Here is a 23,365-nt window from a genome sequence, read left to right as displayed (position 1 = left end):
CCGCCTCGCCCGACCGACGCCCGATGCCGGACGCCTGACGCCGCGGTCGGCCGTACTGGCGCGGGCTGGCTCAGCGCTTCAGATATGCCAGCACCGCGAGAACGCGGCGGTTGTCGTCGGCGGACGCCTCGATGCCCAGCTTGGCGAAGATCCCGGCGGTGTGCTTGGCAACGGCGCTCTCACCGATGTGCAGGGCGTTCATGATGGCGGCGTTGGACCGCCCCTCGGCCATCAGCTCCAGCACCTCGTGCTCGCGCGGGCTCAGCGCCGCGGTGGTGCCGCGGGCGTCACTGCGGGCGAGCAGCTTGGCGATGACCTGCGGATCCATCACCGTGCCGCCGCCGGCGACGGTGCGGACGGCGTCGACGAACTGTGCGGTGTGGGTGACCCGGTCCTTGAGCAGGTAACCGATCGCGCCCTCGCCGCCGGCTAGCAGCTCCTGGGCGTAGAGCTGGTCGACGTACTGGGAGAGGATCAGGATCGGCAGGCCGGGGCGGGTGCGCCGGGCCTCCAGGGCGGCTTGCAGGCCTTCGTCGGTGAACGTCGGCGGCAGCCGGATGTCGACCACGGCGACGTCCGGTTCCTCGTCGCGCAGGGCCCGCAGCAGGGCCGGGGCGTTGTCGACGGCCGCCACGACCTCGCAGCCGTGCTCCCGGAGGGTACGGGTCAGCCCGTCCCGGAGCAGGAAGAGGTCTTCGGCGATGACGACGCGCACGGTATCTCCAGGGTCGCGGTGGTCGGCCCGCCGGGCGGGCTGTGCAGGGCGAGGGTGCCGTCGAAGGCCGACAGGCGGCGTTCGATGCCGCGCAGGCCGCTGCCCCGGGCGGGATCAGCGCCGCCGCGGCCGTCGTCGGTGACGGTGATGCGCAGGGCGCCATGGGCGGGGTCGTGTTCGAGCCGGATCGCCACCTCGCGGGCACCGGCGTGCTTGCCCGCGTTGGCCAGCAGCTCGGCGACCGCGAAGTAACCGGCGGACTCCACTGGCGCGGGCAGTCGCTCCGGCAGCTCCACCGCGACCACGACGTCGAGGAAGCTGTCGAGGGCGAGTGAGCGGACGGCGTCGCCGAGACCGCGGTCGGCGAGGACCGGCGGGTGGATGCCGTGGACCAGCTCGCGCAGGTCCTGCAACGCCCGGCCGGAGGTCGCCCGGACCTCGGCCAGCAGCTCGCGGGCAGCTTGCGGATCGGTGTCCAGCAGGCGGGTCGCCTGGTCGAGGGTCAGGCCGAGGGCGACCAGGCGGGCCTGCGCGCCGTCGTGCAGGTCGCGCTCGATGCGGCGGAGCTCGGCGGCCTGGGTGTCGAGCGTCTCGGCCCTGGTGTCGGTGAGCTCCTCGATCCTGCGGACCAGTTCGGTGGCGCGCGGGGCGGACAGCGTGCGCCCGCCGAGACGGGTGTGGAGTCGCAGGACGACGGGGGCGAGGCGCAGCCCGGCCGCGACAAAGGCGATGCCGAGGAGCAGGGCGGCGAGCATGGTCGCGGTGGAGTGGACGGGGACGAAGGCGTACCAGTTGCCGTCGTCGATGCGCCGCCAGATGAACGGCTGCACCAGGGCGCCGAAGACCCCGTACTCGACCAGTGCGAGCGGGACCGCCACCAGCAGGCCGCCCGTCCACGGCTCCAGCCACGCCCAACCGAAGTCCCGCCAGAAGCCTTCGTCGCCCAGGAGGGCGACCGCCCTCCGGCGGCGGGTGAGGCCCTCGCCGGGGAGCGGCGCGGGCGGGCTGATCCGGACGCCGCTCCAGCGGGCGGCCCACGCCCGATGCCGGTCGGTGAGTCGGCGCAGGGCGGCGGCGGACGACGGCAGCAGGGCGAAGCCGACCCCGATCGGGAGCAGGAGGATCGCGAGGACCACGAGAGCACCGACGGCCCAGGCCGCGAGCGCCGCCAGCGAGAGGAGTTGGCACCGGGCGACGGCGATCCAGTCGCCGGCCCGCCACCTACCGCTCCGGCGCGTGTCGGTCGGCTGCGTGCTCGCCTGTGCTCGGACGGCCTCCGGACCACCGATCGGCGCACCGCCGACGGGCCAACGCCCGCCCCCTTCGGACCTGACCACCTGTCGTTCCCCCACGTCAGCGCGCCCCGTACGCGACCGGCATGATCGTAGTCGGTGCCCGCAGCAGCCAGGGCAGGGCGGCTAGCAGGCTCGCGGCACCGAACAGCACCATGGGCAGCACCGCGCCGGACTCCTCGTCCAGGAACAGCAGCATGCCGAGGTTGACCAGGGTGTGGAACCCGCCCGCCAGCAGCAGGCGGTTGGACCGCACGCCCTCCAGGCCGAGCCCCAGGACGACCGACATCGCCACCGTGGCCAGCAGGAACCCGGCCGCGTACAGCGGCGTCTGGGCGAACACCTGGACGTGCCACCCGCCCCACACCGCACCGACCGCCACCGACGCGCCCAGCGGGCCGAACCGCCGCCGCAGCAGCGGCTGGAGCAGGCAGCGCCAACCGATCTCCTCTCCGCAGGCACCGACCAGCTGGGCCGCCACGATCAGCGCGAAGGGGTGCGACAGCGACTGCGGATCGGTCATCCGGGCGGTGCCCTCCAGGGCCGCGTACGCGGCCACGGCCAACGCAACGATCAGCGGCGCGGTGAGGAGCAGCGCCGGGCCTCGCCCGCGCCCCGCAGCGGCATCCGGCCGCCGCCGGGCTGGCAGGGCACCGGCGAGCAGGCCCCGCACCCTGGTCGGCCACACCAGGGCCGCCACCGCCACCGCCACGGCGGGCCCGAACTGCGTCAGCTGCACCACCTCCGGTGGTATGCCTGTCGCGGGTTGGAGTGCTCCCCACGCGCCCGCCGCCACGAACGCGACGGTGACGAACACCCCGGCCTCCGCCTTCCACGTCCCCATACCGCTTGCCCTCCCGATCCAACGGCTCCGATTCCGACACCGTCCACGATCCCGGCCGCCGCTCCCCCGGTCATTGCCGCTGGGTACCCAATCGAGGTGCACCCAGCTACACCCCCCGCACGCAAGCCCCCTGCACCTCGGACGACCTGGACCTGGACCTAGAACGGGACCGGCGTACGGCGACCCGCCGCGGATCGGTACCATCCGCTCCGACGCGTGCCCGATCGGGGCGCCGCGAGGAGTCGGGGGGCGTGGTGTTCTGGATCGGCGTGGTGCTGTGGGTGCTGGTCGGCGGTGAGCTGGCGGCGGTCGCGACCGGGGCGGTGGAGCTGGGCAGCGGATCGGGCGTGGCCCGCTTCGTGATCGGGATCAACCTGGCGCCGTGGACGGCGATGGCCGCGTGGGGGCTGGTGCACGCGGGCCGGCGCCGCCGGGCCGGGCTGACGCCGACCGGTCCGCTCTCCCCGGCGGTCGCCCGGGTGGAGTCGGCCAAGGCGACCGGCGAGGGCCCGGACCACCAGGTCCGCCTGGACCTCACCGTCGTGCCCGCCGGTCAGTCCGCCTACCGGGTGCACACCTCGGCCCGGGTGAACGTGATGGACCTGGACCGCTTCCGGGCCGGTCGCACGGTGCCGGTCGAGTACGACCCGGCGCGGCCCTGGCACGTCAGGGTGGTGCCCGCCGACGGGTCGGAGTGGACCGCCGAGGTCCGGCTCGCCAAGATCGACACTGCCCCGGCCTCGACCCGTCGCAGCGAGCCGCCCCACGCCCGCCCCGCGCTGTGGCCGACCGTCCTCCCCGCGCTGGCGGCCGGCGCGGCCCTGTACGTGGTCTGCTTCTGATCGCCCCGCATTCCTGAACCGCCGCCGGGCTCAGGGCGGGGGCTCAGGGGGGCTCAGGGCCCGAGGGCTCAGCCCGTCAGGTCCGCCAGCACCTTCCGGCCGTCCGGCCAGTCGCCGAGCCCGGACGCGGTGTTGAGGTGGCCGTACGCTCCGGGGACGACCAGGCGCGCGCCCCAGGCGTCGGCGAAGTGGCGTGAGCGGTCCGGGGCGCACCACGGGTCGTCCGTGCTGGCGACCACGACGGCCGGGAAGGGCAGGGGTTGCAGCGGGACGGGGCAGAAGCCGTCCAGGGCGGCCACGCCCGCGCGCTCGATGTCGGCGGGCGCCACCAGCAGGGCCCCGGCCACCTTCGCGACGCCCGTGCCCGCGCCCGCTGCCGTAGCCGAAGCCGCTGCCGCGGCCGCGGCCGCCCAGTGCGCCACCAGGATGCAGCCGAGGCTGTGGGCCACCAGCACCACCGGGCCCCGCTCGGCGGCCACCGCCCGGTCCAGCCGCTCCACCCACGCGGACAGCTCCGGGTGGTCCCAGTCCGCCTGTTCGACCCGGTGGAAGGCGGGGTCGGCGGACTCCCAGCGGCTCTGCCAGTGCTCGGGCCCGGAGCCCTCGTAGCCGGGCAGGACGAGGTAGGTCGGCTGTGCGGTCATCATGCTTCCTTCCCGGGGCTACCGGCAGGAACGGGCCGGCGAGACGACCCGGAAGGGGCGTGCCGGCAGGGACGCCCGGATCCTATCCACCGCGCCCGGTCATACGATCATGACGCCTTCCCCTGGACCGGCTGGGCGGTGGCTGCCGTCACCCTCGCCGCGAAGTCCGACAGCGCCGCCCGGTGCGCCTGCCCGCTCTTGCCGAGGAGGCTGCCCACGTGCTTCTCCACGGTGCGCGCCGAGATGTTCAGCCGGGCGGCGATCTCCTGGTTGCCCAGGCGCTGGGCGACCAGCAGCAGCACCTCGTACTCGCGCACGGTGACGCCCTGGCGGCGCAGTTCGGCGGGCATCAGGTCGGTGCCGGTACGGCGTTGCGGTACGGTCGCCCCGGCCTGGCGGAGCAGGCGGCGGCAGGCGTTGGCGACGGCGGGGACGGAGGCGCCGTGGAAGTACTCCTCGGCGCTGCGCAGCCAGGTCACGGGCTCGCCCCAGCCGTCGACGAGGGCGGCCTCGGCGACCAGCCGCAGGCCCAGGTGGCGGCCCATGGCGAAGGGTCGGGCGGCGTGCTGGGCCTGCTCGACGGCGCGGGCGGCCTCCTCGTGGCGGCCGGCCCGGCCTTCGTGGACGGCGTGCGCGAGGCGCTCGAACTGGCGGTTCCAGGCGAGCTGGGCCGCGTGCTCGGCGGCGATCCGCACGTGCTCGGCGGGGGTGTTCCGGCCGGCCAGGGCGTGCAGCAGCGGGCCGAGTCCGTGGCGGCCGTTGAGGTAGAAGACGCTCGGGTTCCGCTCCTCCCAGCGGCGGGCGTGGTCGAGTTCCTCGATGGCCGACTCGCGTTCCTCCTCCATCAGCGCGCAGACGGCGCGGCAGTTGCCGAAGGCGAGCGGGAGCTGGAGGGAGCGGGCGCCGTCCCAGCGGTGGAACTCGGCGAGGTCGTGTTCCATTTCGGGACGGCGGCCCTGGTGGGCGGCGATGGCGGCCCGGGTGAGCAGGACGAACTGGCGGTGGTCGACGTTGCGCAGACCGGCAGCGGCCTCCAGACATCGGTCGGTCAGTTCCCGGGCCCGCGCGTAGTCGCCGCACAGCACGGCCTGCATCGCCATGGTGGCCTCGGCGGTGTGGGCGAGGTCCAGGGCGCCCATGTCGAGGGCGGCGCGGTGGGCGCGTTCCAGTTGGGCGGAGTGGCCGCGGCGCATGAACTCGTTGACGCCGAGGCGCAGCAGGGCGTCGACGCGCCAGGTGGGCAGTTCGTGGCGGCCGGCGATGGCGAGGATCCGTTCCAGGCACTGGTCGGCGCGGTCGAAGCCGTGGCGCCGCTCGACCATGGCCAGCAGCCGCCAGGCCTGGCAGGCGACGACCGGAAGGCCGGCCTGCTCGGCCTGTTCGGCGGCCTGTCGGGCGATCCGTTCGGCGGCGCACGTGCGGTCGTCGACGCAGCGGCGGTCGTCGGCGCAGACACGGTCGTCGACGCCGGTACGGTCGTCGCCCCAGGCACGGTCGACCAAGGTACGGTCGCCGGCGCAGGTGCAGTCGGCGGCGTCGGTCGCGGCCGCGGCGGGCACCTCCTCGCCGGCCAGGACGAGGTGGGCCTCGACCACTTCCAGGGCTGGCAGGTGGGCGGCGCTGTCGAAGCGGTCCAGCAGTCGGCGGACCAGGGCGACCTGCTCGGCGGCGTCGGCGGAGCGGCCGGCGGAGACGGCGGCCCAGGCGAGCCGGGTGTGCAGGGCGGCGGCGCGGGCGTCGCCGAGCGCGCCGGGTCCGCCGAGCGGGAAGGTGTCGACCAGTTCCAGGGCGCGGTCGAGGCGGCCGCCCTCGATCAGGGCGTAGACCAGGCTCTCCAGCACCGCCGTCACCTGCTCGGCGCCGGCCGCCCCTGCGGTCCGGTCGGCGAGCCCGGCCATGATGTCCCCGGGTGCCCCCGTCCCGGTGCCGAGACCGGCCGCACCGGAACCCGCCGCACCGGAGCCCACCGCACCCGAGCCCGCCACACCGAAGCCCGCTGCACCGGAGCCCCGCCCGGCCGGGTCGCCGGTGCCCGGTCCGGCCCCGGCGGGCGGTGCGACCAGTTCGTGCGCACGTTCCAGCAGCGACACCGCCGAGTCAACGGCGCCGCCGGCCAGGGCGGCCCGGCCCGCGTCGGCGAACAGCAGGCCGGCGGCGGCGCTCTCCCCGGCGGTCTGCCGCAGGACGGCGACGAGTTGGCGCCACTCGCCGGGCAGGCCGGGGTACGCCTTCTCGACGGCCTCCGCCGCCCGCCGGGCGATGGCGGCCCGTTCGGCGGGCAGCAGTCCGGCCAGTAGCGCGTCGGTGACCAGGGCGTGCCGGAACTCGTACCGGTCGGCGACCGGGCCGCTGGGCGAGATGAGCTGGGCGTCGATGCCGGCCCGCAGGTGGATCAGCAGGCTGCGGTCGTCCAGGCCGGTCACCAGCTTCAGCACCGGCAGGGCGAAGCGGCGGCCGAGGACCGCGGCGGCGTTGAGCAGGTCGCGGCCGGCCGGGTCGAGCCGGGCAGCCCGCTGGGCGACGCTGCGCACCACCGTCGTCGGCACCTCGATGCCGAGGTCGCCGCCGATCCGCCAGCCGGCGGTCTCGTCGCGCCGCAGGGCGCCGGCCGAGACCATGCCGCTGAGCAGTTCCTCGACCACGAAGGGGTTGCCGGCGGCGTCCCGGACCAGCCGTTCGGTGACGGGCTGGGGCAGTTGGCCGGGCTGGGCGGAGAGGCAGGCCTCGGCCAGTGACCGGATGTCCTCGGGCCCGAGCGGGAGCAGTTCGATCAGGGTGGCGGAGCGGCGGGCCACGGCCGCGTGGGCGAGGTCGGTGGCCGGTCCGGCCTGGGTGCGCAGGGTGGAGACCAGGTGGACGGGGACGGCGGCGAGGTTGTCGACCAGGTAGTCGACGACGGCCAGGGTCTCGGCGTCCGCCTCGTGCAGGTCCTCGACGATCACCAGGCAGCCTCGCGGGCGGGGGCCGGCGCCGTCCCGGCCGACTGCGGCGAGCAGCCGCAGCACGGCCTCCGCGGTCTCGGTGAGGGACGGGGTGGTGGCGAGCCCGGCCGGGTCGCGCCATTCGGGCACCAGGGCGGACAGTGCGGGCCGGTAGGGCGCGAGTCCGGGGTCCTGCGGCGGTCCGCCGACCCGGAACAGCGAGAGCAGTGCCTCGGCGATCGGCCGGAACGGGACGGGCGCGCCGGCCGTGCTGCCCCGGCCGCGCAGCACCACCATGCCCTCCGCGATCGCCTGGTACGCGCAGTCGGCGGCCAGCCGGGACTTGCCGATGCCGGCCTCGCCGCCGAGGAATACGGCACGTCCCTCGCCGCGCCGGGCGGCGGCCAAGCCGGTCCGGAGCGCGCCGAGCTCGCCGGCGCGGCCCACGACGTAGGGCGATGTGATGAGCATTCACGGAGGCTAGCCCGTTGTACACGTTCTCACCACAAGCGGGGCACCGACCGGCGCCCGGACCGGGCGGCCCGGGCGCTGACGGACCGTCAGTGGTACGACAGCGAGGTGGAGGTCTGCTCGACGGTGGTGGTGTCGACCGTCTCCAGCACGGTGCCTCCAAGGCTCGGCGCGGTGTGGCCGCTGAGCAGCATGGCCCGCCGGGCGAGCGGGTGCTGAGCGCCGCCGAGCAGGTCGATCTCCCCGGCGGGGTGGCGTACGGCGGAGCCCGCCCGGGAGGCGGGGTCCTTCCAGAGGCCGACCAGGGTGGGAGTGTTCATAGTGCGTCTCCACGGATGGCTGATGGTTGACGGTCCGACAGGGGGTTCACCGGCAAGGTGGCCGGTGGGTCGAGCAGCAGGACGGACGGGGTCCGGGACGGGAATCCGAGGCGCAGCAGGGTGTAGCCGATGCCGGCCAGGCCGGTGAGCAGGCCCGGGGTGGGGACGGGGGTGGCGCAGCGCGGCCCGTACCGGTCGAGGGCGGCGAGCAGCGTGCCGGCCCGGGTGGCGACGGTGGCGCAGGGTGCGGCGGCGCCGAGGAGTTCCAGCAGGCCGGCCTCGCCGTGCAGCAGGCTGTGGTCGGCGGCGGGGCCGTGGCCCACGACTCGTTCGACGGTGCGGTCGAGGAAGCGGGCGTAGGAGAGGGTGCCGGCCGGGAGTCCGCTGTCGGCGAGGGTGAGGGCGGCCGGCCCGGACAGCTGCTCGGGGTGGTCGGCGAGGGCGGCGTAGAGGTGGCGCAGCGCGGGGCGTTCGTACGCTCCGCGGCCGGTGGCGGCGGCGTAGCGGCGCAGCGCCCAGCCGCGGTGGGCCGCGTCGGCGGCCCGGTGCGCGGTTCCGGGGGCGCCGGGAGTGCCCGGAGCACCGGTGCCCGGCGGGTCAGTGCCCGGCGGGTCGGTGTCCTCGGGGTCGAGGGCGAGGCGCTGGGCGCAGCCGTGGGCGGTGGTGAGCGCCCCTGCGAGGCCGGTGGCCCGGTGGACGGCGAGCATGGCGGCCAGGCAGCCGGCGTCGCCGGAGAGCAGTTGGGCGTCCGGGCCGGCGTCCAGGACGGCGGGCCGCTGTTCGGCGGCGAGGGCGGTGAGGCGGACGGCCTCGGCCGCGCCGTCGAGGAGTCGGGTGTCGTCGAGCAGTGGGGCAAGCCGGGCGAGGGTGTAGGCGATACCGGCGAGGCCGGTGAAGGCGCCGGGGCCGACGGCGGCGAGGTGGTCCGGGTGGTCGGCGAGGGCGGCGAGCAGCCCGGGGAGCGGGCGGACGGCGCGACGGGCCACCTCGGCGTACCGCTCGGTGCCGGTGAGGGCGGCGAGCTGGGCGAGGAAGAGCGCGGTGCCGGCGTACCCGCCGTCGAGGGCGGCGCCCTGGGGCATCAGGGCCCAGCGGCGGTCGGTGACCGGTTCCAGGGTGAGCCAGTTGACCCGGCCGCCACCTCCGCCACCTCCGCCGTCGCCGTCGCCGTCGCCGTGGGCGCGGGCGAGGATCCGGTCCGCGATGTCGCCGGCGGCGGCGAGCAGCCGTTCGGGGTCGGGGACGGCGGGCGGCTGGGGGGCAATGGGTCCGGCCGCGGGGCCGGTCAGGTGGCGTTCGCGCCGGGTGGCGAGCGCGGCCCGGATGATCCACTCCTGGTCGTAGAGGTCGGTCCGGTCCATCCCGGTGAGCCGCTGCCGGGCCCGGTCGAGGCCGCTGTCGTCCCAGGGCCGGCCGATCGGGCGGCCGTCGAGGGTGAGCGTGCGGGCGGCGGGGGTGGTGGTGAACAGCGGGACGTCGCCGGCCCACAGGTCGGCCAGTTCGGCCGCGACCAGCGGCCGGCGAGCCGGGTCGTCGGCGGACTCGCGCCACAGCAGGTCGAGCAGCCGGTCTCGGTCGAGGCCGTCGCGCAGCGCGTCGGGGTGGGTGGACTCCTCCAGCAGGGCGGCGTACCGGCGGGTGGGGCGGACCACCACCCGGGTGGGGTCGGCGGCGAAGCGGGCCAGCGGCCCGTCGGGGGCGGCGAGTTCCGCGGCGTGCTCGGCGAGGGCGCGGTAGCCGGCCCGGAACCCGGCGACCAGGGCCTCGGTGTGCTCCTCGGGGACGGCGTCGGTGTCGCCGACCCGGGGGCGGTTGGCGGCGGCGCGCAGCCGGGCCGGGCCGCGGACCAGGCGCATCTCGTCGGTGCCGGCGGCCTCCCAGGCGGCCACGTCGGTGGGCAGGACGGCGTCCCGGTCCCCGCCGAGCCCGGAGAGGTCGACCGCGCCGTGCTCGCCGACCAGCAGGAAGGGCAGCAGCGCGATCCGGTGGACCGAGTCGGCGAGCACCCGCAGCGCCGGGTCGCCGCCGGCCTGCTCGGCGCCGCCGGTGGCGGGGTGGAAGAGGGTCTCCAGGTCGACCAGCACCGGCTGGTCCCCGCAGGCGACCAGGTTCTCGTAGTGGATGTCGGTGCCGCCGAGGAGGTGGAGCAGGGCGAGCAGCACGCCGAGCCGGTGGTAGAACCGGTCGAGCGCCGCCCGGTCGGCGCAGGGCCGTGCCTCGGCGAACTCGGCCCAGCCGTACGCCGGGCGGGTCAGCAGGGCGAGGGTGCGCAGGGCGGTGCCGGGCAGCAGGGTGTTGAGCTGCTCGACCAGGTCGTTGAAGTGGCGGTGGACGGCGGGCGGTCGGGGTTTGTGGACGGCTCTGCGGCCGTCGGCGAAGCGCAGCACGGCGACGGACCGGCCGCGCTGGTGCCGGTCCCCGGCGCCGACCTCGACCTCGACCAGTCGGCCCGGGTCGCGGCCGTCGAACAGGGCGTCGACGAGCGCGGTGCGGTCCTCGCTGTAGCGGGTGAGCAGTTCGGTCCAGGCGTCGACGGCGTGCAGGCAGGTCTGGGCGAGCAGCCGGGCCAGCACGGGGTACTCGGTGGTGAGCACGGTGAGCCGGGGCCGGGCGGAGACCTGGCGGACGAAGTCGGCGAACCGCTCCTCGCCGGTGGCGCCGTCGAGGGAGCCGGTGACCCGCAGGACGTTGAGTTCCAGGACCAGGGTGCGCCGGGCGGCGCGGACCAGGTCGGCGGCGAGCGCGGTGGCGAAGCAGCCGCGCAGGGCGTCCGGGTCGGCCGTCCGGGCGGCGGCGACCCAGGCGGGCGCGGCGGTCAGCCGCCGGACGGCGACCGCGGTGAACGGGGCCAGCACGGCGGCGAAGCCGGCCGACCAGTCGGTGCCGGGCCGCGCGGGGCGGCCCTTGGCGGGGGCGGCGGCCAGCGCCTCGTGGACGTACCCGGCCCAGGCCGGTTCGCCGACCCGGGCGGCGAGCGCGGCGGGCGACTCGACCAGCAGCGCGTACAGGCCGGACTCGTCCAGTCCGGCGTCGGCGAGGCGTTCGGCGAACCGGTCGGCAAACCGGTCGGCGAGGCGGCCGGAGCCGGCCCCGGTGTGGTCCTGCCGCCAGTCGTCGAGCCGGCGGACCGCCGAGGCGTCGGGTCCGCTGGTCTCGGACCGGAACGGGGGCGGGGGCGGGGCGGGCAGGCGGTCGGCCAGGCTGAGCCCCCCGGCCCACCAGGCTCCGTCCGCCCGTCCGTCCCCGCCGCCCGCCCCCTGGTGTGTCATGCCGCCGAGCATGCCATCCGGGCCGCGACGGGACATGGGGGCCCGCCCCCATATTCCTGCTCCGGCCTGCCGCAACGGTGCGGGTGGGGCGGGAAATCGGGGGCGCTCCCCCATGGGATGCGGGCTGCCGCCGCGTCAGGCTCGAACCATGGAGACGACCATGACAGCGACCGAGGTCCGGGTGCTCGGGCCGATCACGGCGACCGTGAACGGAGCGGGCGCGCGCCTCGGCGGGCCCCGGCCGCGGGCGGTGCTGGCCGCGCTGGTGCTGGCCCGGGGCGAGCTGGTGACCGAGGAACAGATCATCGACGCGGTCTGGGAGGAGGACCTGCCCGACCGTCCGCACCGGGCCCTGCACACCTACGTGGCCGGGCTGCGCCGGGCGCTGGAGCCGGGCCGCGGCGCCCGGCAGGAGTCCTCGGTGCTGCACCGCCACCCGGGCGGCTACCGGCTGGTGCTCGACCAGGACGTGGTGGACGCCCACCGGTTCGCCGAATCGGTCCGCGCGGCGGCCTGGGCCGGCGCCGAGGGCCGCCCGCAGGAGGCGGTGGCCGCGGCGGACCGGGCGCTGCGGCTGTGGCGCGGCACGGCGTACGCGGACCTCGGCGGGCTGCGCTTCGTGCAGGCCGAACGGGCCCGGCTGGCGGAGCTGCGGTCCACCGCCCGGGAGATCCGGGTCGCCGCGCTGCTCGACCTGGGCGCCCACCACCTGACGCTGGCCGACAGCGCGGAGCTGACCGCCGAGGCGCCGCTGCGCGAGTCGGGGTGGGCACTGCGGGCGCAGGCGCTGTACCGGTGCGGGCGGCAGGCGGAGGCGGTGGCGGTGCTGGGTTCGGCCCGCCGGGTGCTGCGCGAGGAGCTCGGGGTCTCCCCCGGGCCGGAACTCGCCCGGATCACCGAGCGGGTGCTGGCGCACGACCCCACCCTCAGCTGGCCGGCCGCGGCGGGCTGACCACTGCATCCCGCGGCCGGCCCGCGCTCACGCCGGGACGGCGTCCGGTCACACCGGTACGCGGTCCGGTCACGCCGGTACGGGGTCCGGCGCGGCGGGCACCGTCACGGCCAGGCCGCGCCGGCCGGCCAGCACCGCGAGCACGCACAGCGCGAACAGGGCGGCCACCACGGCGAGTGCCGCGGTGGCGCCCGCCGTCTGCAGCAGCACTCCGGCCGCGGCCGGGGCCAGCGGCTGCAGGGCACCGGCGATGAACGAGGTGGTGCCGCTGACCCGCCCGTACACCTCGTAGTCGACCACCAGCAGGGTCGTGGTGGAGATCGCGGCCCCCACCACGGGTGCCAGCAGCAGGACGGCGGCGAGCGCGAGGCCGATCCCGACCGGTCCGCCGACCGCGGCGGCGGTCAGCGCGGCGGCCGCCCGCACCGCGCCGGTCGCGGCCATCACCCGCCACAGGCCGAACCGCCGGTGCGCGGCGGCCGCGACGGTGGAGCCGAGCAGCCCGCAGACCGCGCCGGCGCTGAGCGAGGCGCCGATCCCGCCGCCCGCCGCCCCGGGCCGCAGCAGCAGGACGTACAGCAGCATGGAGACCGCGAGGTTGGCCGGTACCGAGTAGGCGAGGGTGGCGAGCAGGAACGGCGTACGGCGCAGCACCCGCAGCCCCTCGCGCAGGCGGGGCCAGGTGCGGGCGGTGGCCTCGGCGTCCCGGCCGGCGGGCAGGCCGCGCACGCACAGCAGGGACACCAGGTAGCTGACCGCGTCCGCGGCGAACGGCACGGCCCGGCCGAGCGCGAACAGGGCGCCGCCCGCCGAGGGGCCGACGATCGAGGCGGTGTAGCCGCGGATCTGGTTGGCCGACACCGCCTCCGGCAGCTGCTCGGCGGGCACCACGGTGCGCACCATCTTCGCGGCGGCCGGGCCGAAGGCCATCATCGCGGCGCCGGAGACCACGGTGGTGACGCCCAGCAGCCACAGCGGCGGGCCGCCCAGCAGGGTGGCGGCCGCGACCGTGGTCACCGCGGCCAGCCGGACGGTGTCGCAGGCGAGCATCAGGCGGCGCGGCGCCACCCGGTCGGCCAGTTGGCCGGCCGGGACGGCGGTGAGCCAGGTGGTGAGGAAGCCGAGGGTGGCCAGCACGCTCGCCCGGCCGGGCGATCCGGTGACGGCGACCGCGAGCAGCGGCAGCGCCAGGACCGTCATCGAGCTGCCGAGTTCGGAGGTGAACTGGCCGACCCACAGCCGCCGGAACATCGGATTGGCCCCGACCAGCCGGAACCGCGCGAGCAGGCGGCTCACGGCAGCAGCCCGTCGACGGTGAAGTTGAAGTTGCTCCGCCCGCCGACCCGGGCCCGGCGCAGCCGGTCGAGGAAGAGTGCGATGCCGATCGAGCCGGTGGCCAGGTCGCAGCTCTCGCGCAGCGCCTGCTCGCCGGGGAAGCCGGTCCCGCCGGGGTGCTCGATCCGGCTGATCAGGATGCCCTCGGCGACCCGCCGGGCCTCGGCGAACCAGCGCTCGTCGCCGAGCAGTTCACCGGCGTCCAGCAGGACGTTGCCGAGTCCGGCCAGGCCGTGGAAGAGGTGCGGGAACACGGCGTACTTGCGGGCCGAGTCGGTGAGCAGGTCCTCCACCAGGTCGGCGAGTTCCTCGTCGGGCCGGGCCGCGAGGTAGCGCAGGACGGTGGTGGTGACGCCTGCGGTGCCCTCGTCCCAGTAGTTGCGCAGCACCTGGCGGCCCTCGTCGTCGGCGTCGCGGACGTACCCGGGAAAGCCCCATGTGCCGCCGGGCAGCCGGGTGCGCTGCCCGAGATCGAAGGCGAGCGCCTCACGGCCGAGCCGGTACCAGCCTTCCTCGCCGGTGGCCAGGTGCAGGTAGAGCAGGAACAGGGCGACGCCGGCGGCGCCGTGGCCGTAGCCGATCCGGGTCCGGGGCCGGTCGTCGCCGGGCGCGGTCTCCGGCCAGCGGGCGCCCTCGGCGTCGCGGACGGCGCCGGCGGAGAGCGCCGCGCCGGCCGCCCGGGCGTCCTCGAGCAGCCGGGCGTCCGCCCGGCGCCGCCACAGGTGCAGGCAGGCCAGGCCGTAGCCGGCCGTGCCGTGCAGGACGCCGGAGACGGCGAAGCGCAGCGGGTGCTGCCGGGCGCGGTCCATCAGGGCGTCGGCCACCTCGCCGTGGCCGAGTTCGTCGAACGCCCAGGCCAGGCCGGACTGGCCGAGGTACAGGCCGGGCGGGTAGGCGGCCGGGTCGACGTCCCGGGAGAGGGCCCAGCCGAGCAGCGGCGCCGGGACGTCCCCGCGCAGCCGGTGCAGGCCGTGCAGCACGCCCATCGCCCCGTACGCCAGGGAGAGCGGGTTGGTCTGGTGCACCAGCGGGTTGGCCGGGAAGAGCCGGTCGGTGCGCTGCGGGTCGGCGGCGGCCACCACCTCGTCGGCGACCCGGGCGGTGAGCTCGGCCAGGTCGGCGTCGCCGAGGCCGGGCACCTGCTCGGGGTCCCGGTAGCGCTCGGTGGCGGGCCGGGCGAGCGGGACGGGCGCGGACCATTGCGCCGGGTCCTCGAAGGGCAGCGCGTCGATCCGCTTGAGGATCTCCGCCGGGTCGAAGTCGGCGTCCACCGCGTCCGGTTCGGTCAGGTCGCGGATCAGCGCGACCAGCTCGCCGGGCAGGGCGAGGTCGTCGGCGAGCGCGTCCAGGAAGCGGGGCAGGGCGGGCCGGTGGAAGCCGGTGGTGTTGTTCACCACCATCACCGAGCTGAGGATCAGCGAGCCGAACGCGTGCCAGTCGCCCGCCCGGTCGTACCGGTTGGTGGCGCGCAGCCGGGGGCTGGCCAGCCCGACGGTGTGCACGCCCAGGTGCGGGTCCTCGCCCTCGCGGACGGCGGCCTCCAGGTCGAGCAGCACCACCGAGGTGCCGTCCTCGGTGACGTGCACATTGGTGTACGAGAGGTCGCCGAGCAGGATCCCGCGGGCGTGCGCCGCGGCGACCGCCTCGGCGACCTTCCGCCAGAGCGGGCGCTGGGCAAGGTAGTAGGCGCGGATCGACTCGGGGTCGAGGCGGCCGAGGACGACCGGGTTGGTGACGATGCAGTGCCGGCTGTAGTGCGGCCCGTCCAGCAGTTCCTCGACCAGGAAGGCGTGGTCCCACTCGTGGAAGAAGTCGACCGGGCGCACGAAGTGGCCGGTGTCGGCGAGTTCGCCGAGCAGCCGGTACTCCTTCTCCAGCACCTCGGTGACCGGCCGTCCGGGCCGCCCGACCAGGACGCCGGGCCGGGCTTCCTTGAGCACCACGTCGCGGCCGGTGCGGGCGTCGGTGGCGATGTAGACCCCGCCGCGGTTGCCGAAGGCCAGCGCGGTGTGCGGGGTGTACCGGCCGTTCAGCGCGCCGTCCTCCTCCTCGGCCTCGGCCGGGAAGGGGTCGGTCGCCCAGGCGGGCGCCTCGTAGTACGGCGCGCGGACGTCCGGTACGGCGGTGCCGTCCGGCGCGGTGATCATCAGGTCGCTGATCCCGTCCGGCCGCAGCCGCTTGACCGCGGTGAACCCGCCGTACCGGTAGTAGACGGCCTTCGAGCCGGGCCAGCGCCGGTCGGAGAGGATGTACGGTCCGCCGCGGCCCTCCAGTACGGCGGCCAGTGCGGCGCCGATCGCGCGGAAGGCCTGCTCGTCGGACGGGTAGACGGTGATGAACTTGCCGCTCGCGGTCCGGGAGAAGTTCTTGCCGCTGGTGAGGTCGACCGCGTACGGGTCGATCAGGAACTTGAACGCCGTCCCGCTCGCGAACAGCACCGGCAGCGCCAGCCGCAGCACCTCGGCGCCCTGCCCGGACTCCGCCGTGACGTGCAGCTTCCACCCCTGCGCCGGGGTGTCCGCACCGGGCGGGTCGGCCATGAACCACAGCCCGCGCCGCCGGGTCCGCCACCCGTCCGGGACCAGGGACCGGAACACCGCGAGGTGGCCGGGGTCGGGCACGTGCCGGTCGGCGGTCTCGAACCAGCGCCGGTCGAACTGCAGGTAGTACTGGAGCGATTGCCAGGAGAGCATGGACAGTTCCCGTCCGGACGAGGTGGGCCGAGGAGAGACGACAAGACCCCGGCGGCACGAATGCCGCCGGGGCCCCCGGGGAGGGGTGGGTCAGCAGCTCTGCGAGTCGCAGGAGCTCACGCTGATCGCCTCCTGGTCGATCGGGCCGTGGCCCTCGACGGTGTCCATCTTCTGCAGCTTGAGGACCTTCGACATGAGGTCCCTCCTCTCCTGGTGTTCCCTCCGCGCCGACCGGTCGGCCGGTGCGGTGGAACCAGGGGAACACCGGCCGGTCAGAACCCGGTCAGAGCCGAGTGCGAACCCCCGCCGCCCCGCCTCCCGCCGCTCAGGCCGCCGTCCGGGCGGACAGCCAGCCCGCCATCGCCCGTACGCCCAGCCCGATCGCCCGCTCGTCGGGGTGGAAGTCCCCGAAGTGCGGGTAGGCGCTGGTGATCCCGGCCCCGGGCGAGCGGACGCCGAGGAAGGTGTACGTACCCGGCAGCCGGTCGAGGAACAGCGCGAAGTCCTCGCCGTTGAACGGGAACGCCGCGTGCAGCACCGTCACCGCCGCCGGGTCGATCGCCCGCCGCAGGTGGCGCGCCAGCGCGTCCGCGTCCTCGGCCGGGCACACCAGCGCCGGGAACGGCTCGCCGGGGAAGACGGTCTGCGCCCCCGGGTACGGCTGCGCCAGCCGGCGGATCTGCTCGCGCACCTCGGTGTACCGCTCCTCGGGCCAGCACCGGAACGACACCTGGACGGCCACCCGTCCCTCGGCGTCCGCGTCCTTCGCCCGGGCCCGGGTGACGGTGAAGCGGGCGAGCGGCCCGTCGGGCGTCTGCACGTCCGCGACCATCTTCTCCAGGTCCGCGGGCGTCTGCGGGAAGGCGACGGTGGACAGCGCGGAGACGTCCGCCACCAGGCGCTTGGCCTGGTCGGCCGCGTCCGGGCCGGTCAGGGTGATCTGTGCCTGGTCCTGGCCGGGCAGTCCGACCCCGGGCGTGACCGCGAACCGCCCGACCGGGAAAGGACCGCAGTGCAGCGCGTGGATCTCGGCCGGCGGCTCGGCCGAGGCCCAGGTGCCGTCCAGCACCCCGGCCCCGATCATCGCCCGGGCCCCGGCCAGCGCCTCCTCACCGGGCTGGAACAGGAACACCACCGTCCCGCTGAGCCGGTGGCGCAGCCGGGCCAGCACCTGCGCCACCCCCACCCCGATCGTGGTGTGCAGGTCATGCCCGCAGACGTGCGCCGGCACGGTGCCGCCGGTGACGATCCCGTCCGGCGGAACCGCGTCCATGTCGGCCCGGTACGCCACGGTCCGGCCGGGCCGGGCGCCGGTCAGCACGCCGACCACGCCGGTGCCGCCGACCCCGGTGGTGACCTTCAGGCCGGCCGCCCGCAGCCGCTCGGCGACCGTCGCCGAGGTCCACTGCTCCTGGCCGGAGGTCTCGGGGTGCTCGTGCAGGGCCCGGCGCAGCGCCACCAGCTCGTCCGCCAGCGGGCGGACGGCGGCGTCGATCGTGTGCTGGTCGAGCGGCCGGTGGTGTGCGGCCTCGGCCTCGGCCTCGGCCGGGCTCGGCACCACTGCCCCGACGCCCGCCGCGGCGGTGGCGCCCAGCAGCGCCCGGCGGCTGAATGCGGGTGTGTTCGGACGATTCATCTTCGCTCCCCCATCGAACAACTGATCATTCGTCAGTCGAACGGCGAGGGCGCCGGAAAAGATCCCGCCCGAACACTCTACCGGCCGAGCACCCGTTCGACGGGTATACGGAAAGGCGTGGGCGTGTCCGCGGCGGAGTCCACTAGTGTCCGCACGGCAATCGATCACCGATCACCACCGACATTCAGGAGCACCCCCATGGACCGTCCCCCGCTGCCGCACCAATTCCTGCGCCCTGTACCGCCGTTCACCGTCAGCAGCGACGAGGTGACCGAGGGCGGCACGCTCGCTGCGGCCCAGGCGTACGAGGGCGGCAACGTCTCCCCGCAGCTGCGCTGGTCCGGTTTCCCGGCCGACACCCGGAGCTTCGCGGTCACCTGCTTCGACCCGGACGCCCCCACCGGCAGCGGCTGGTGGCACTGGGTGCTGTTCGACCTCCCGGCGTCCGTCACCGAACTGCCCGCCGGCGCCGGCAGCGGCGCCTTCCCCGGCCTGCCGGCGGGCGCGATCCACGCCCGGAACGACTACGGCACCCGGGACTTCGGCGGCGCCGCCCCGCCGAAGGGCCACGGCCCGCACCGCTACGTCTTCACCGTGCACGCCCTCGGCGTGGAGCGCCTGGGCCTCGACGCGGACACCTCCGCCGCCGCGATCGGCGGCACCCTGGGCTTCCACGCGCTGGCCCGGGCCACCCTCTGCGGCGTGTACGAGAACCACTGACCGCACCACCGAATCGGCTGCTGCGAGACCCCTGGGCGGCCGTGCCGCACGCCGCTACCCTGACCCGGCACCCGCGTCCGGCTCGGCGGCCGCGGTGCGCACGCACGGCAGGTCCTGAGGACGCGCGGTCCGCCCCCGGCGGCTCGCCGCGGGGGGCGGAAGGGGTCGGCGGCGATGGCTTCAACGGGCCGGGCTTCGAGGGTGGGCGGCACCATCCGCACAAAAACGGCCGCCACCGTGGCAGGCGGGGCGCTGCTGGTCACCGGCGCGGTGGGCGCGGGCGTCTGGTGGACCACCCGCGCGCCGCAACTCCAGGTGGTCCAGCGCAACACCCAGGTGGTGGTCGACCCGGGCGGCCGGCAGAGCACCGTCGCGGGCTGCGCCGCCGGGGAGACCGCGCTCGGCGGCGGCTACGCGATCGACGGCGCCGCGTACGCCACCACCAGCGAGTTCCTCGGCTCCACCGCCTGGCTGGCGGCCGCGTACAACCCGGGGTCCACCTCGGTCACCCTCACCGCGTACGCGGTCTGCGTCAACGCGCCGGTGGAGTTCGCCCCCCGCGGTGAGTACACCCGGCACGCCTACGCCTTCCGCGACCGATTCATCGACAAGGACCGCGCCGCGGACGACGGCACGATCGACGACCTCACCACGCACGGCCCCTGGGTCGGCTTCTCCCGCGCCTACCTCGGCACCGACACCTGCATCCCCGGGTACACCATGACCGGCATGGAGTTCCGGGCCGGCCGCGCCGTCGCCGGACAGCCGGTCGCCCCCGTCCCGCTGGAACACCTCGCCCCGCCCACCGCCCCGGCCGCAACCCCGGAGTGGACCGCCGCCCTCGACGCCGGGACCGAACTCAGCCCCCACCCGCACCTGCTGCGCACCAGCGACGCCGCCGAACGCCAGACCCGGATCGAGGACCCGCAACCGCCGCAGGCCAACTACGACATCGGGGTACGGGCGATCTGCGCCAAGCTCAAGAACGTCTCCCTGGTCAGCGACCGGGTGTCCGTGCCGGCAGGCGGCAGCGCCGAGCTGACGGTGCACTGCCCGCGCGGCACCTTCGCGGTCGGCGGCGGCTTCCGCTTCTCCCCGCTCGCCGCCGACGGCACCTCGCCGCAGCGCTACCTCGCCGACGGCCTGCTCTACGCCTCGGCCGACGGCCCGCCGCCCGGCCCCAGCGGACGCCCGCTCAGGGACTGGCACCTGACCGGACGCAACCAGGAGACCGCCGGCCTCCAGTACGTCGACTCGGTGTGGATCGAGCACAGCAGCCGCGAGGAGCTGACCGGCAACGGCTACTTCGACTCCCACGCCCGCGGCGCCGACGACCAACTGCTCCGCGGCAGCACCGTACCGCCCGCCCAACAACTCACCGGCAGCGCCCTGTGCGCCACCGTCGACGGCGAACCGACCCGGCCCGGCGCCGCTCCGACCACCTCCCTCCCCCACCCGGACCTGCCACCGGTCCTCGACCTGCCACCCACCACAACCACCACCACCGGCCCCACGCCTTCGCCGTCCCCCTCCATTGCACCCTCGCCCTCGCCCCGACCCTCCAGCAGCAGCTCCCGCCCGCCGTCCCCGTCCCCCTCAGCCTCCACCAGCCCCTCCGCACAGCCGCAGCCTCAACCGCCCGCCGTCTCCATCGTCCAGCCGTCCGCAAACGGCACCCTGCGGCGCGGCTGCCAGGAGGACTTCACCGCCACCGCCCGCACCCGCCCCGGCGACCGACCGCTCACCGACCCGCAGTCCACCCTCTGGCAGCTCACCGGACCCAACGGCCCCACCACCCTCGGCTCCGGCCTCACCGGCCACTTCACCGTCCCCCTCCTCCCCGACGGCACCTACCGGCTCACCTTCACCGCCACCGACCCCACCAACGGCCTCACCACCCACACCGAAATCCCCATCCACATCACCGGCTGCCTCCGCTGACGCCCGCGCCTCCCCCTCTTCCTCGGGCCATGACAGCCACGATCCCCATCTACGCCCGCCGCCGCGGGCGATGAACACCACGGGGTGCGGCCGCACCACCGCCCGCTCCGCCTCGGACGTGTCGGTCGGGTAGCGGGCGCTCACGGACCCCGTGGTCGCCGGCGTTCCCGAAACCGGTGAGCACCCGATCGAGACAAGTGCGGAGTGACGTGGTCACGGGATCGCTGATCCCGGCCGTCTGGCCTCTCGGGCACGAAATTGTGGAGCGTCGCCGAGCCGCCCAAAGCTAGGTTGGCGCGGTGCATCCGATCCGTTTCGAGGCCGCCACGACAGACGACGGCGTCCATCTCTTCCACTACCTCCCCGGCAATGACCTGGCGGTGACTCGGCACTGGCCTGGCCTGCGGCAGAAATGGCCTGAGGAGGGGACGCGGTACACCGAGTGGGCGGTGAACAACAACAACATGGAGGAAGTCGCCGTCTATGTCGGCCTGGTGTGGCGTCTTACGGCCGGCCTGGACCGCTATGTGATCCCGACGTACTACTGCGACGACGCCGAGCGTTATCTGAAGCAAACGCCGATGCTGGTGAGCTGGGAGTACGAGGTCGACGCCAGAGCGACGACTGCCACCACACGGGACAAGGGCTTCGTACCTGGTCGCACGGCAAAGCCCCTACGGGCCGAGCCGACCGCCGCGGAGCTGGGCAACGCCGGTCGTGCGGGCTTGTTCCGGTTGTCCACACCTCGCGACCTGGTATCCGCGCTGCACGCGGTGCTCTTCGACGCCTCGTCGGAGACCACGGTGTTCGCAGTTGCCCCCGGACCGGAGCGTCTCCAGCGTCTGGTTAGCGCACTGAGCGGCCCGACTCCCCCTACTCTGACCGAAGTCCTGCAGGAAGAAGGGGTGTTCGTGGACCTGACGATCGGTTCGGATTTCGACTACTACGACTCGGTCATGGTGGCGTCGCGCGCCGATCTGCGGCACCGGGTCGATGACCTGGCTGCCGACTATGCGCGCAGGATCTCGGCATATGAACTGCGCCTGGACGAACTCGCACGTGTTCCGGACTTCCTCCGGGAGATGCCGGAGCTTTCCGGTGTGGTCTTGGACGTGCCCTGAGCCCTCGTTTGGCGAGCCTTTGATGGGCCTTTCGATGGGCACTCGGTCAGAGCTCGCACCTACGATTCGCACGATCGGAGTGGTGCGGCTGGACAACCGGGTTAACCGGTAGTGCCAGGGCGGGGAAGAGCGGTACTACTGGTGCTCATGGGACACACCGCAGCGTTTCCGCTGCTGAGGACGACCGACCTTGATGCGATCTTCTCGCTCGCCGACCGGCTCCTGGCACTTTCGGTGCCGGACCCACGGGGTGACACCGAGATCTCGGCGAGGGTGTCGAGCCGGGCGGAGGTCAGGCGGCTGCTGGAGGCGGTTCCCGAGGCCGAGGTCGGTGAAGGGGCCAAGGAGGACGCGGCGACTCCGGGAGACTCCCCTCTCCCGTTCGGACCCTACCTGCTCTTCATGGACCTCCCCGACCCGGAACGGGCACCGAACGCTGCCCGCGCCGCGCTCGGCGTCCGCGATCGGATCGAGGTCTACTGGGAAGCCTTCTGCTGGCCGGAAGTTCCGGAGCTCGGGCTGGATCGGACCTGGAAGTACGCGGCTCTGCAGGTGAGCCTGCACCACAACGGCACTGACTTCGACAGCCCATGGACGGAAGACCACACGCTCTTCGTCCATGTCGACGGGGAGGAGCGCGCTGTGTGGGTTGCCGCGCAGGTGGGCGCCGAGATCATCGGTGAGCACACGATCTGCTGAGTAGCACCCACCCAGCCCGCCCATCACGCACTCCCTCACTGGTGCGGCGTAGCGAACAGGGCGAGGATCTGGCGATAGGCCGATGGGAGAAGGTCGGAGGCCCGGTCGTCCTCGCCGGCGATCTCCAGCAGCGTCTCGCGGGTGATCTGCAGGCACTCGCGGACCCGCTCGGCCCCGGTCAGCTGGTCGATGAGGTGGGCAATCTGTTCGCGGAGCCGGTCCGCCTGCCTCCGGAGCGCGAAAGACCGAACTGGTCCGACAGCCGGGGACGTTCGCAGGCTCTGTCGCTGATCTTGTGACGCAAGGCTCGATACCCGCCAGTCAGCCCATCAGTCCTTTTGACCGCGTGAGATGATCACCGACATGTTCGAAGCCAAGCGCCGGGGGCGGGCTATTGCGGCCGTCGAGTCACACGTCCGCAACTTCTTCGCCGGTCACGAGGTTCAGGCTCATGACTACGATCTTGGGCCTGGTCGACGTGAGGCCGTTCCGGGCCTCCGCATCATCGCGGCCAGCCCGGGCCCGCGCGGCAACCTCTGGACATACCTCACCGCCGGCTGCTGGTCCGCAGTTGAGAAGAACGGACACGGACTGGAGTTCGCCCTGACCGCTCCAGCGGGCGACGAACACTTCGTCGACCTTCTCGCGAAGATCGCGTACTACCACGCTGGCCACCATCTCGACCTTGAACACAGCATGCCCATCGGCGAGCCGTGGATCCCCGGGTCCTCCTGCGACCACCTGCTCGTCAGCCTGCCCTACCTCCATGGGCCGGACCTCGAACGCTGCCCTTTGCCGAACGGCCATGCACGCATCCTCTGGACTCTCCCCGTGACGGCGAACGAGATCGCGTTCCGTCGCGAACACGGCCACGAAGCACTTGAGCAGCTCTTCGACGAGCACGAGATCGACCCTGTGGATTCCAAGCGCGCTTCCGTGGTCTGACCCGC

General features: G+C 74.8%; 18 protein-coding genes. 8 read left to right on the top strand and 10 right to left on the bottom strand.

Annotated elements, in window-relative coordinates:
* Nucleotides 1-70: 70 nt before the first annotated feature.
* The 3 genes from FHR36_RS37410 to FHR36_RS37400 form a co-directional block, all read right to left on the bottom strand.
* Nucleotides 71-715, bottom strand: a complete 645-nt coding sequence (locus FHR36_RS37410) for a response regulator transcription factor (protein WP_253804650.1) — start codon at nucleotides 713-715, stop codon at nucleotides 71-73.
* Nucleotides 667-1,887, bottom strand: a complete 1,221-nt coding sequence (locus FHR36_RS37405; RefSeq protein ID WP_301331236.1) for a sensor histidine kinase — start codon at nucleotides 1,885-1,887, stop codon at nucleotides 667-669. The genes FHR36_RS37410 and FHR36_RS37405 overlap by 49 nt, the downstream gene beginning before the upstream one ends.
* A 181-nt stretch (nucleotides 1,888-2,068) precedes the next feature.
* Entirely contained in the window at nucleotides 2,069-2,851 is a 783-nt protein-coding gene (locus FHR36_RS37400; RefSeq protein WP_253804648.1) for a CPBP family intramembrane glutamic endopeptidase, read from the bottom strand.
* 251 nt (nucleotides 2,852-3,102) lie between these two features.
* Between FHR36_RS37400 and FHR36_RS37395 the strand changes: the two genes are divergently transcribed.
* Nucleotides 3,103-3,693 (top strand): hypothetical protein, encoded by a 591-nt coding sequence (locus FHR36_RS37395; RefSeq protein ID WP_253804647.1) that lies wholly within the window; start codon nucleotides 3,103-3,105, stop codon nucleotides 3,691-3,693.
* Nucleotides 3,694-3,761: 68 nt separating this feature from the next.
* On the opposite strand, the gene FHR36_RS37390 is transcribed toward FHR36_RS37395, so the two are convergent.
* From FHR36_RS37390 to FHR36_RS37375, 4 genes are all read right to left on the bottom strand, one after another.
* On the bottom strand, nucleotides 3,762-4,340 hold the full coding sequence (locus FHR36_RS37390; RefSeq protein ID WP_253804646.1) for an RBBP9/YdeN family alpha/beta hydrolase: 579 nt from the start codon (nucleotides 4,338-4,340) through the stop codon (nucleotides 3,762-3,764).
* A 104-nt stretch (nucleotides 4,341-4,444) separates the two neighbouring features.
* Nucleotides 4,445-7,729 carry a helix-turn-helix transcriptional regulator gene (locus FHR36_RS37385; protein WP_253804645.1) on the bottom strand — a complete coding sequence of 1,095 codons (3,285 nt, stop codon included), beginning with the start codon at nucleotides 7,727-7,729 and terminating at the stop codon, nucleotides 4,445-4,447.
* Nucleotides 7,730-7,818: 89 nt separating this feature from the next.
* Nucleotides 7,819-8,049: a hypothetical protein gene (locus FHR36_RS37380; protein ID WP_253804644.1), complete on the bottom strand. Its 231-nt coding sequence runs from the start codon at nucleotides 8,047-8,049 to the stop codon at nucleotides 7,819-7,821.
* Nucleotides 8,046-11,318, bottom strand: a complete 3,273-nt coding sequence (locus FHR36_RS37375; RefSeq protein WP_253804643.1) for a type 2 lanthipeptide synthetase LanM family protein — start codon at nucleotides 11,316-11,318, stop codon at nucleotides 8,046-8,048. Before FHR36_RS37375 ends, FHR36_RS37380 begins: the two co-directional genes overlap by 4 nt.
* 160 nt (nucleotides 11,319-11,478) lie before the next feature.
* On the opposite strand from FHR36_RS37375, the gene FHR36_RS37370 reads away from it, so the two are divergent.
* Nucleotides 11,479-12,270 (top strand): AfsR/SARP family transcriptional regulator, encoded by a 792-nt coding sequence (locus FHR36_RS37370; protein WP_253804642.1) that lies wholly within the window; start codon nucleotides 11,479-11,481, stop codon nucleotides 12,268-12,270.
* 69 nt (nucleotides 12,271-12,339) lie between these two features.
* Here FHR36_RS37370 and FHR36_RS37365 read toward each other — a convergent pair whose 3' ends face one another.
* From FHR36_RS37365 to FHR36_RS37355, 3 genes are all read right to left on the bottom strand, one after another.
* Nucleotides 12,340-13,566 (bottom strand): MFS transporter, encoded by a 1,227-nt coding sequence (locus FHR36_RS37365; protein ID WP_253804641.1) that lies wholly within the window; start codon nucleotides 13,564-13,566, stop codon nucleotides 12,340-12,342.
* Nucleotides 13,563-16,298, bottom strand: a complete 2,736-nt coding sequence (gene lanKC, locus FHR36_RS37360) for a class III lanthionine synthetase LanKC (RefSeq protein WP_253804640.1) — start codon at nucleotides 16,296-16,298, stop codon at nucleotides 13,563-13,565. Before lanKC ends, FHR36_RS37365 begins: the two co-directional genes overlap by 4 nt.
* A 325-nt stretch (nucleotides 16,299-16,623) precedes the next feature.
* On the bottom strand, nucleotides 16,624-17,934 hold the full coding sequence (locus tag FHR36_RS37355; RefSeq protein WP_253804639.1) for a M20 metallopeptidase family protein: 1,311 nt from the start codon (nucleotides 17,932-17,934) through the stop codon (nucleotides 16,624-16,626).
* A 198-nt stretch (nucleotides 17,935-18,132) separates the two neighbouring features.
* On the opposite strand from FHR36_RS37355, the gene FHR36_RS37350 reads away from it, so the two are divergent.
* From FHR36_RS37350 to FHR36_RS37325, 6 genes are all read left to right on the top strand, one after another.
* Nucleotides 18,133-18,654: a YbhB/YbcL family Raf kinase inhibitor-like protein gene (locus FHR36_RS37350; protein ID WP_253804638.1), complete on the top strand. Its 522-nt coding sequence runs from the start codon at nucleotides 18,133-18,135 to the stop codon at nucleotides 18,652-18,654.
* Between the two features lie 174 nt (nucleotides 18,655-18,828).
* Nucleotides 18,829-20,595: a hypothetical protein gene (locus FHR36_RS39740; RefSeq protein WP_301331221.1), complete on the top strand. Its 1,767-nt coding sequence runs from the start codon at nucleotides 18,829-18,831 to the stop codon at nucleotides 20,593-20,595.
* 299 nt (nucleotides 20,596-20,894) lie between these two features.
* The gene (locus FHR36_RS37340) at nucleotides 20,895-21,716 is read left to right on the top strand and encodes a hypothetical protein (protein ID WP_253804637.1); all 822 of its coding nucleotides are present in this window, start codon (nucleotides 20,895-20,897) and stop codon (nucleotides 21,714-21,716) included.
* Between the two features lie 147 nt (nucleotides 21,717-21,863).
* On the top strand, nucleotides 21,864-22,415 hold the full coding sequence (locus tag FHR36_RS37335; RefSeq protein WP_253804636.1) for a hypothetical protein: 552 nt from the start codon (nucleotides 21,864-21,866) through the stop codon (nucleotides 22,413-22,415).
* Between the two features lie 41 nt (nucleotides 22,416-22,456).
* Complete coding sequence (locus FHR36_RS37330) at nucleotides 22,457-22,714, top strand: hypothetical protein (RefSeq protein ID WP_253804635.1); 258 nt, start codon at nucleotides 22,457-22,459, stop codon at nucleotides 22,712-22,714.
* Nucleotides 22,715-22,766: 52 nt separating this feature from the next.
* Nucleotides 22,767-23,360 carry a suppressor of fused domain protein gene (locus tag FHR36_RS37325; protein ID WP_253804634.1) on the top strand — a complete coding sequence of 198 codons (594 nt, stop codon included), beginning with the start codon at nucleotides 22,767-22,769 and terminating at the stop codon, nucleotides 23,358-23,360.
* Nucleotides 23,361-23,365 lie beyond the last annotated feature (5 nt).

The sequence above is a fragment of the Kitasatospora cinereorecta genome, assembly GCF_024172095.1.
Lineage (GTDB): Bacteria > Actinomycetota > Actinomycetes > Streptomycetales > Streptomycetaceae > Kitasatospora > Kitasatospora cinereorecta.
This window is presented reverse-complemented; position numbering and strand designations above follow the sequence as displayed.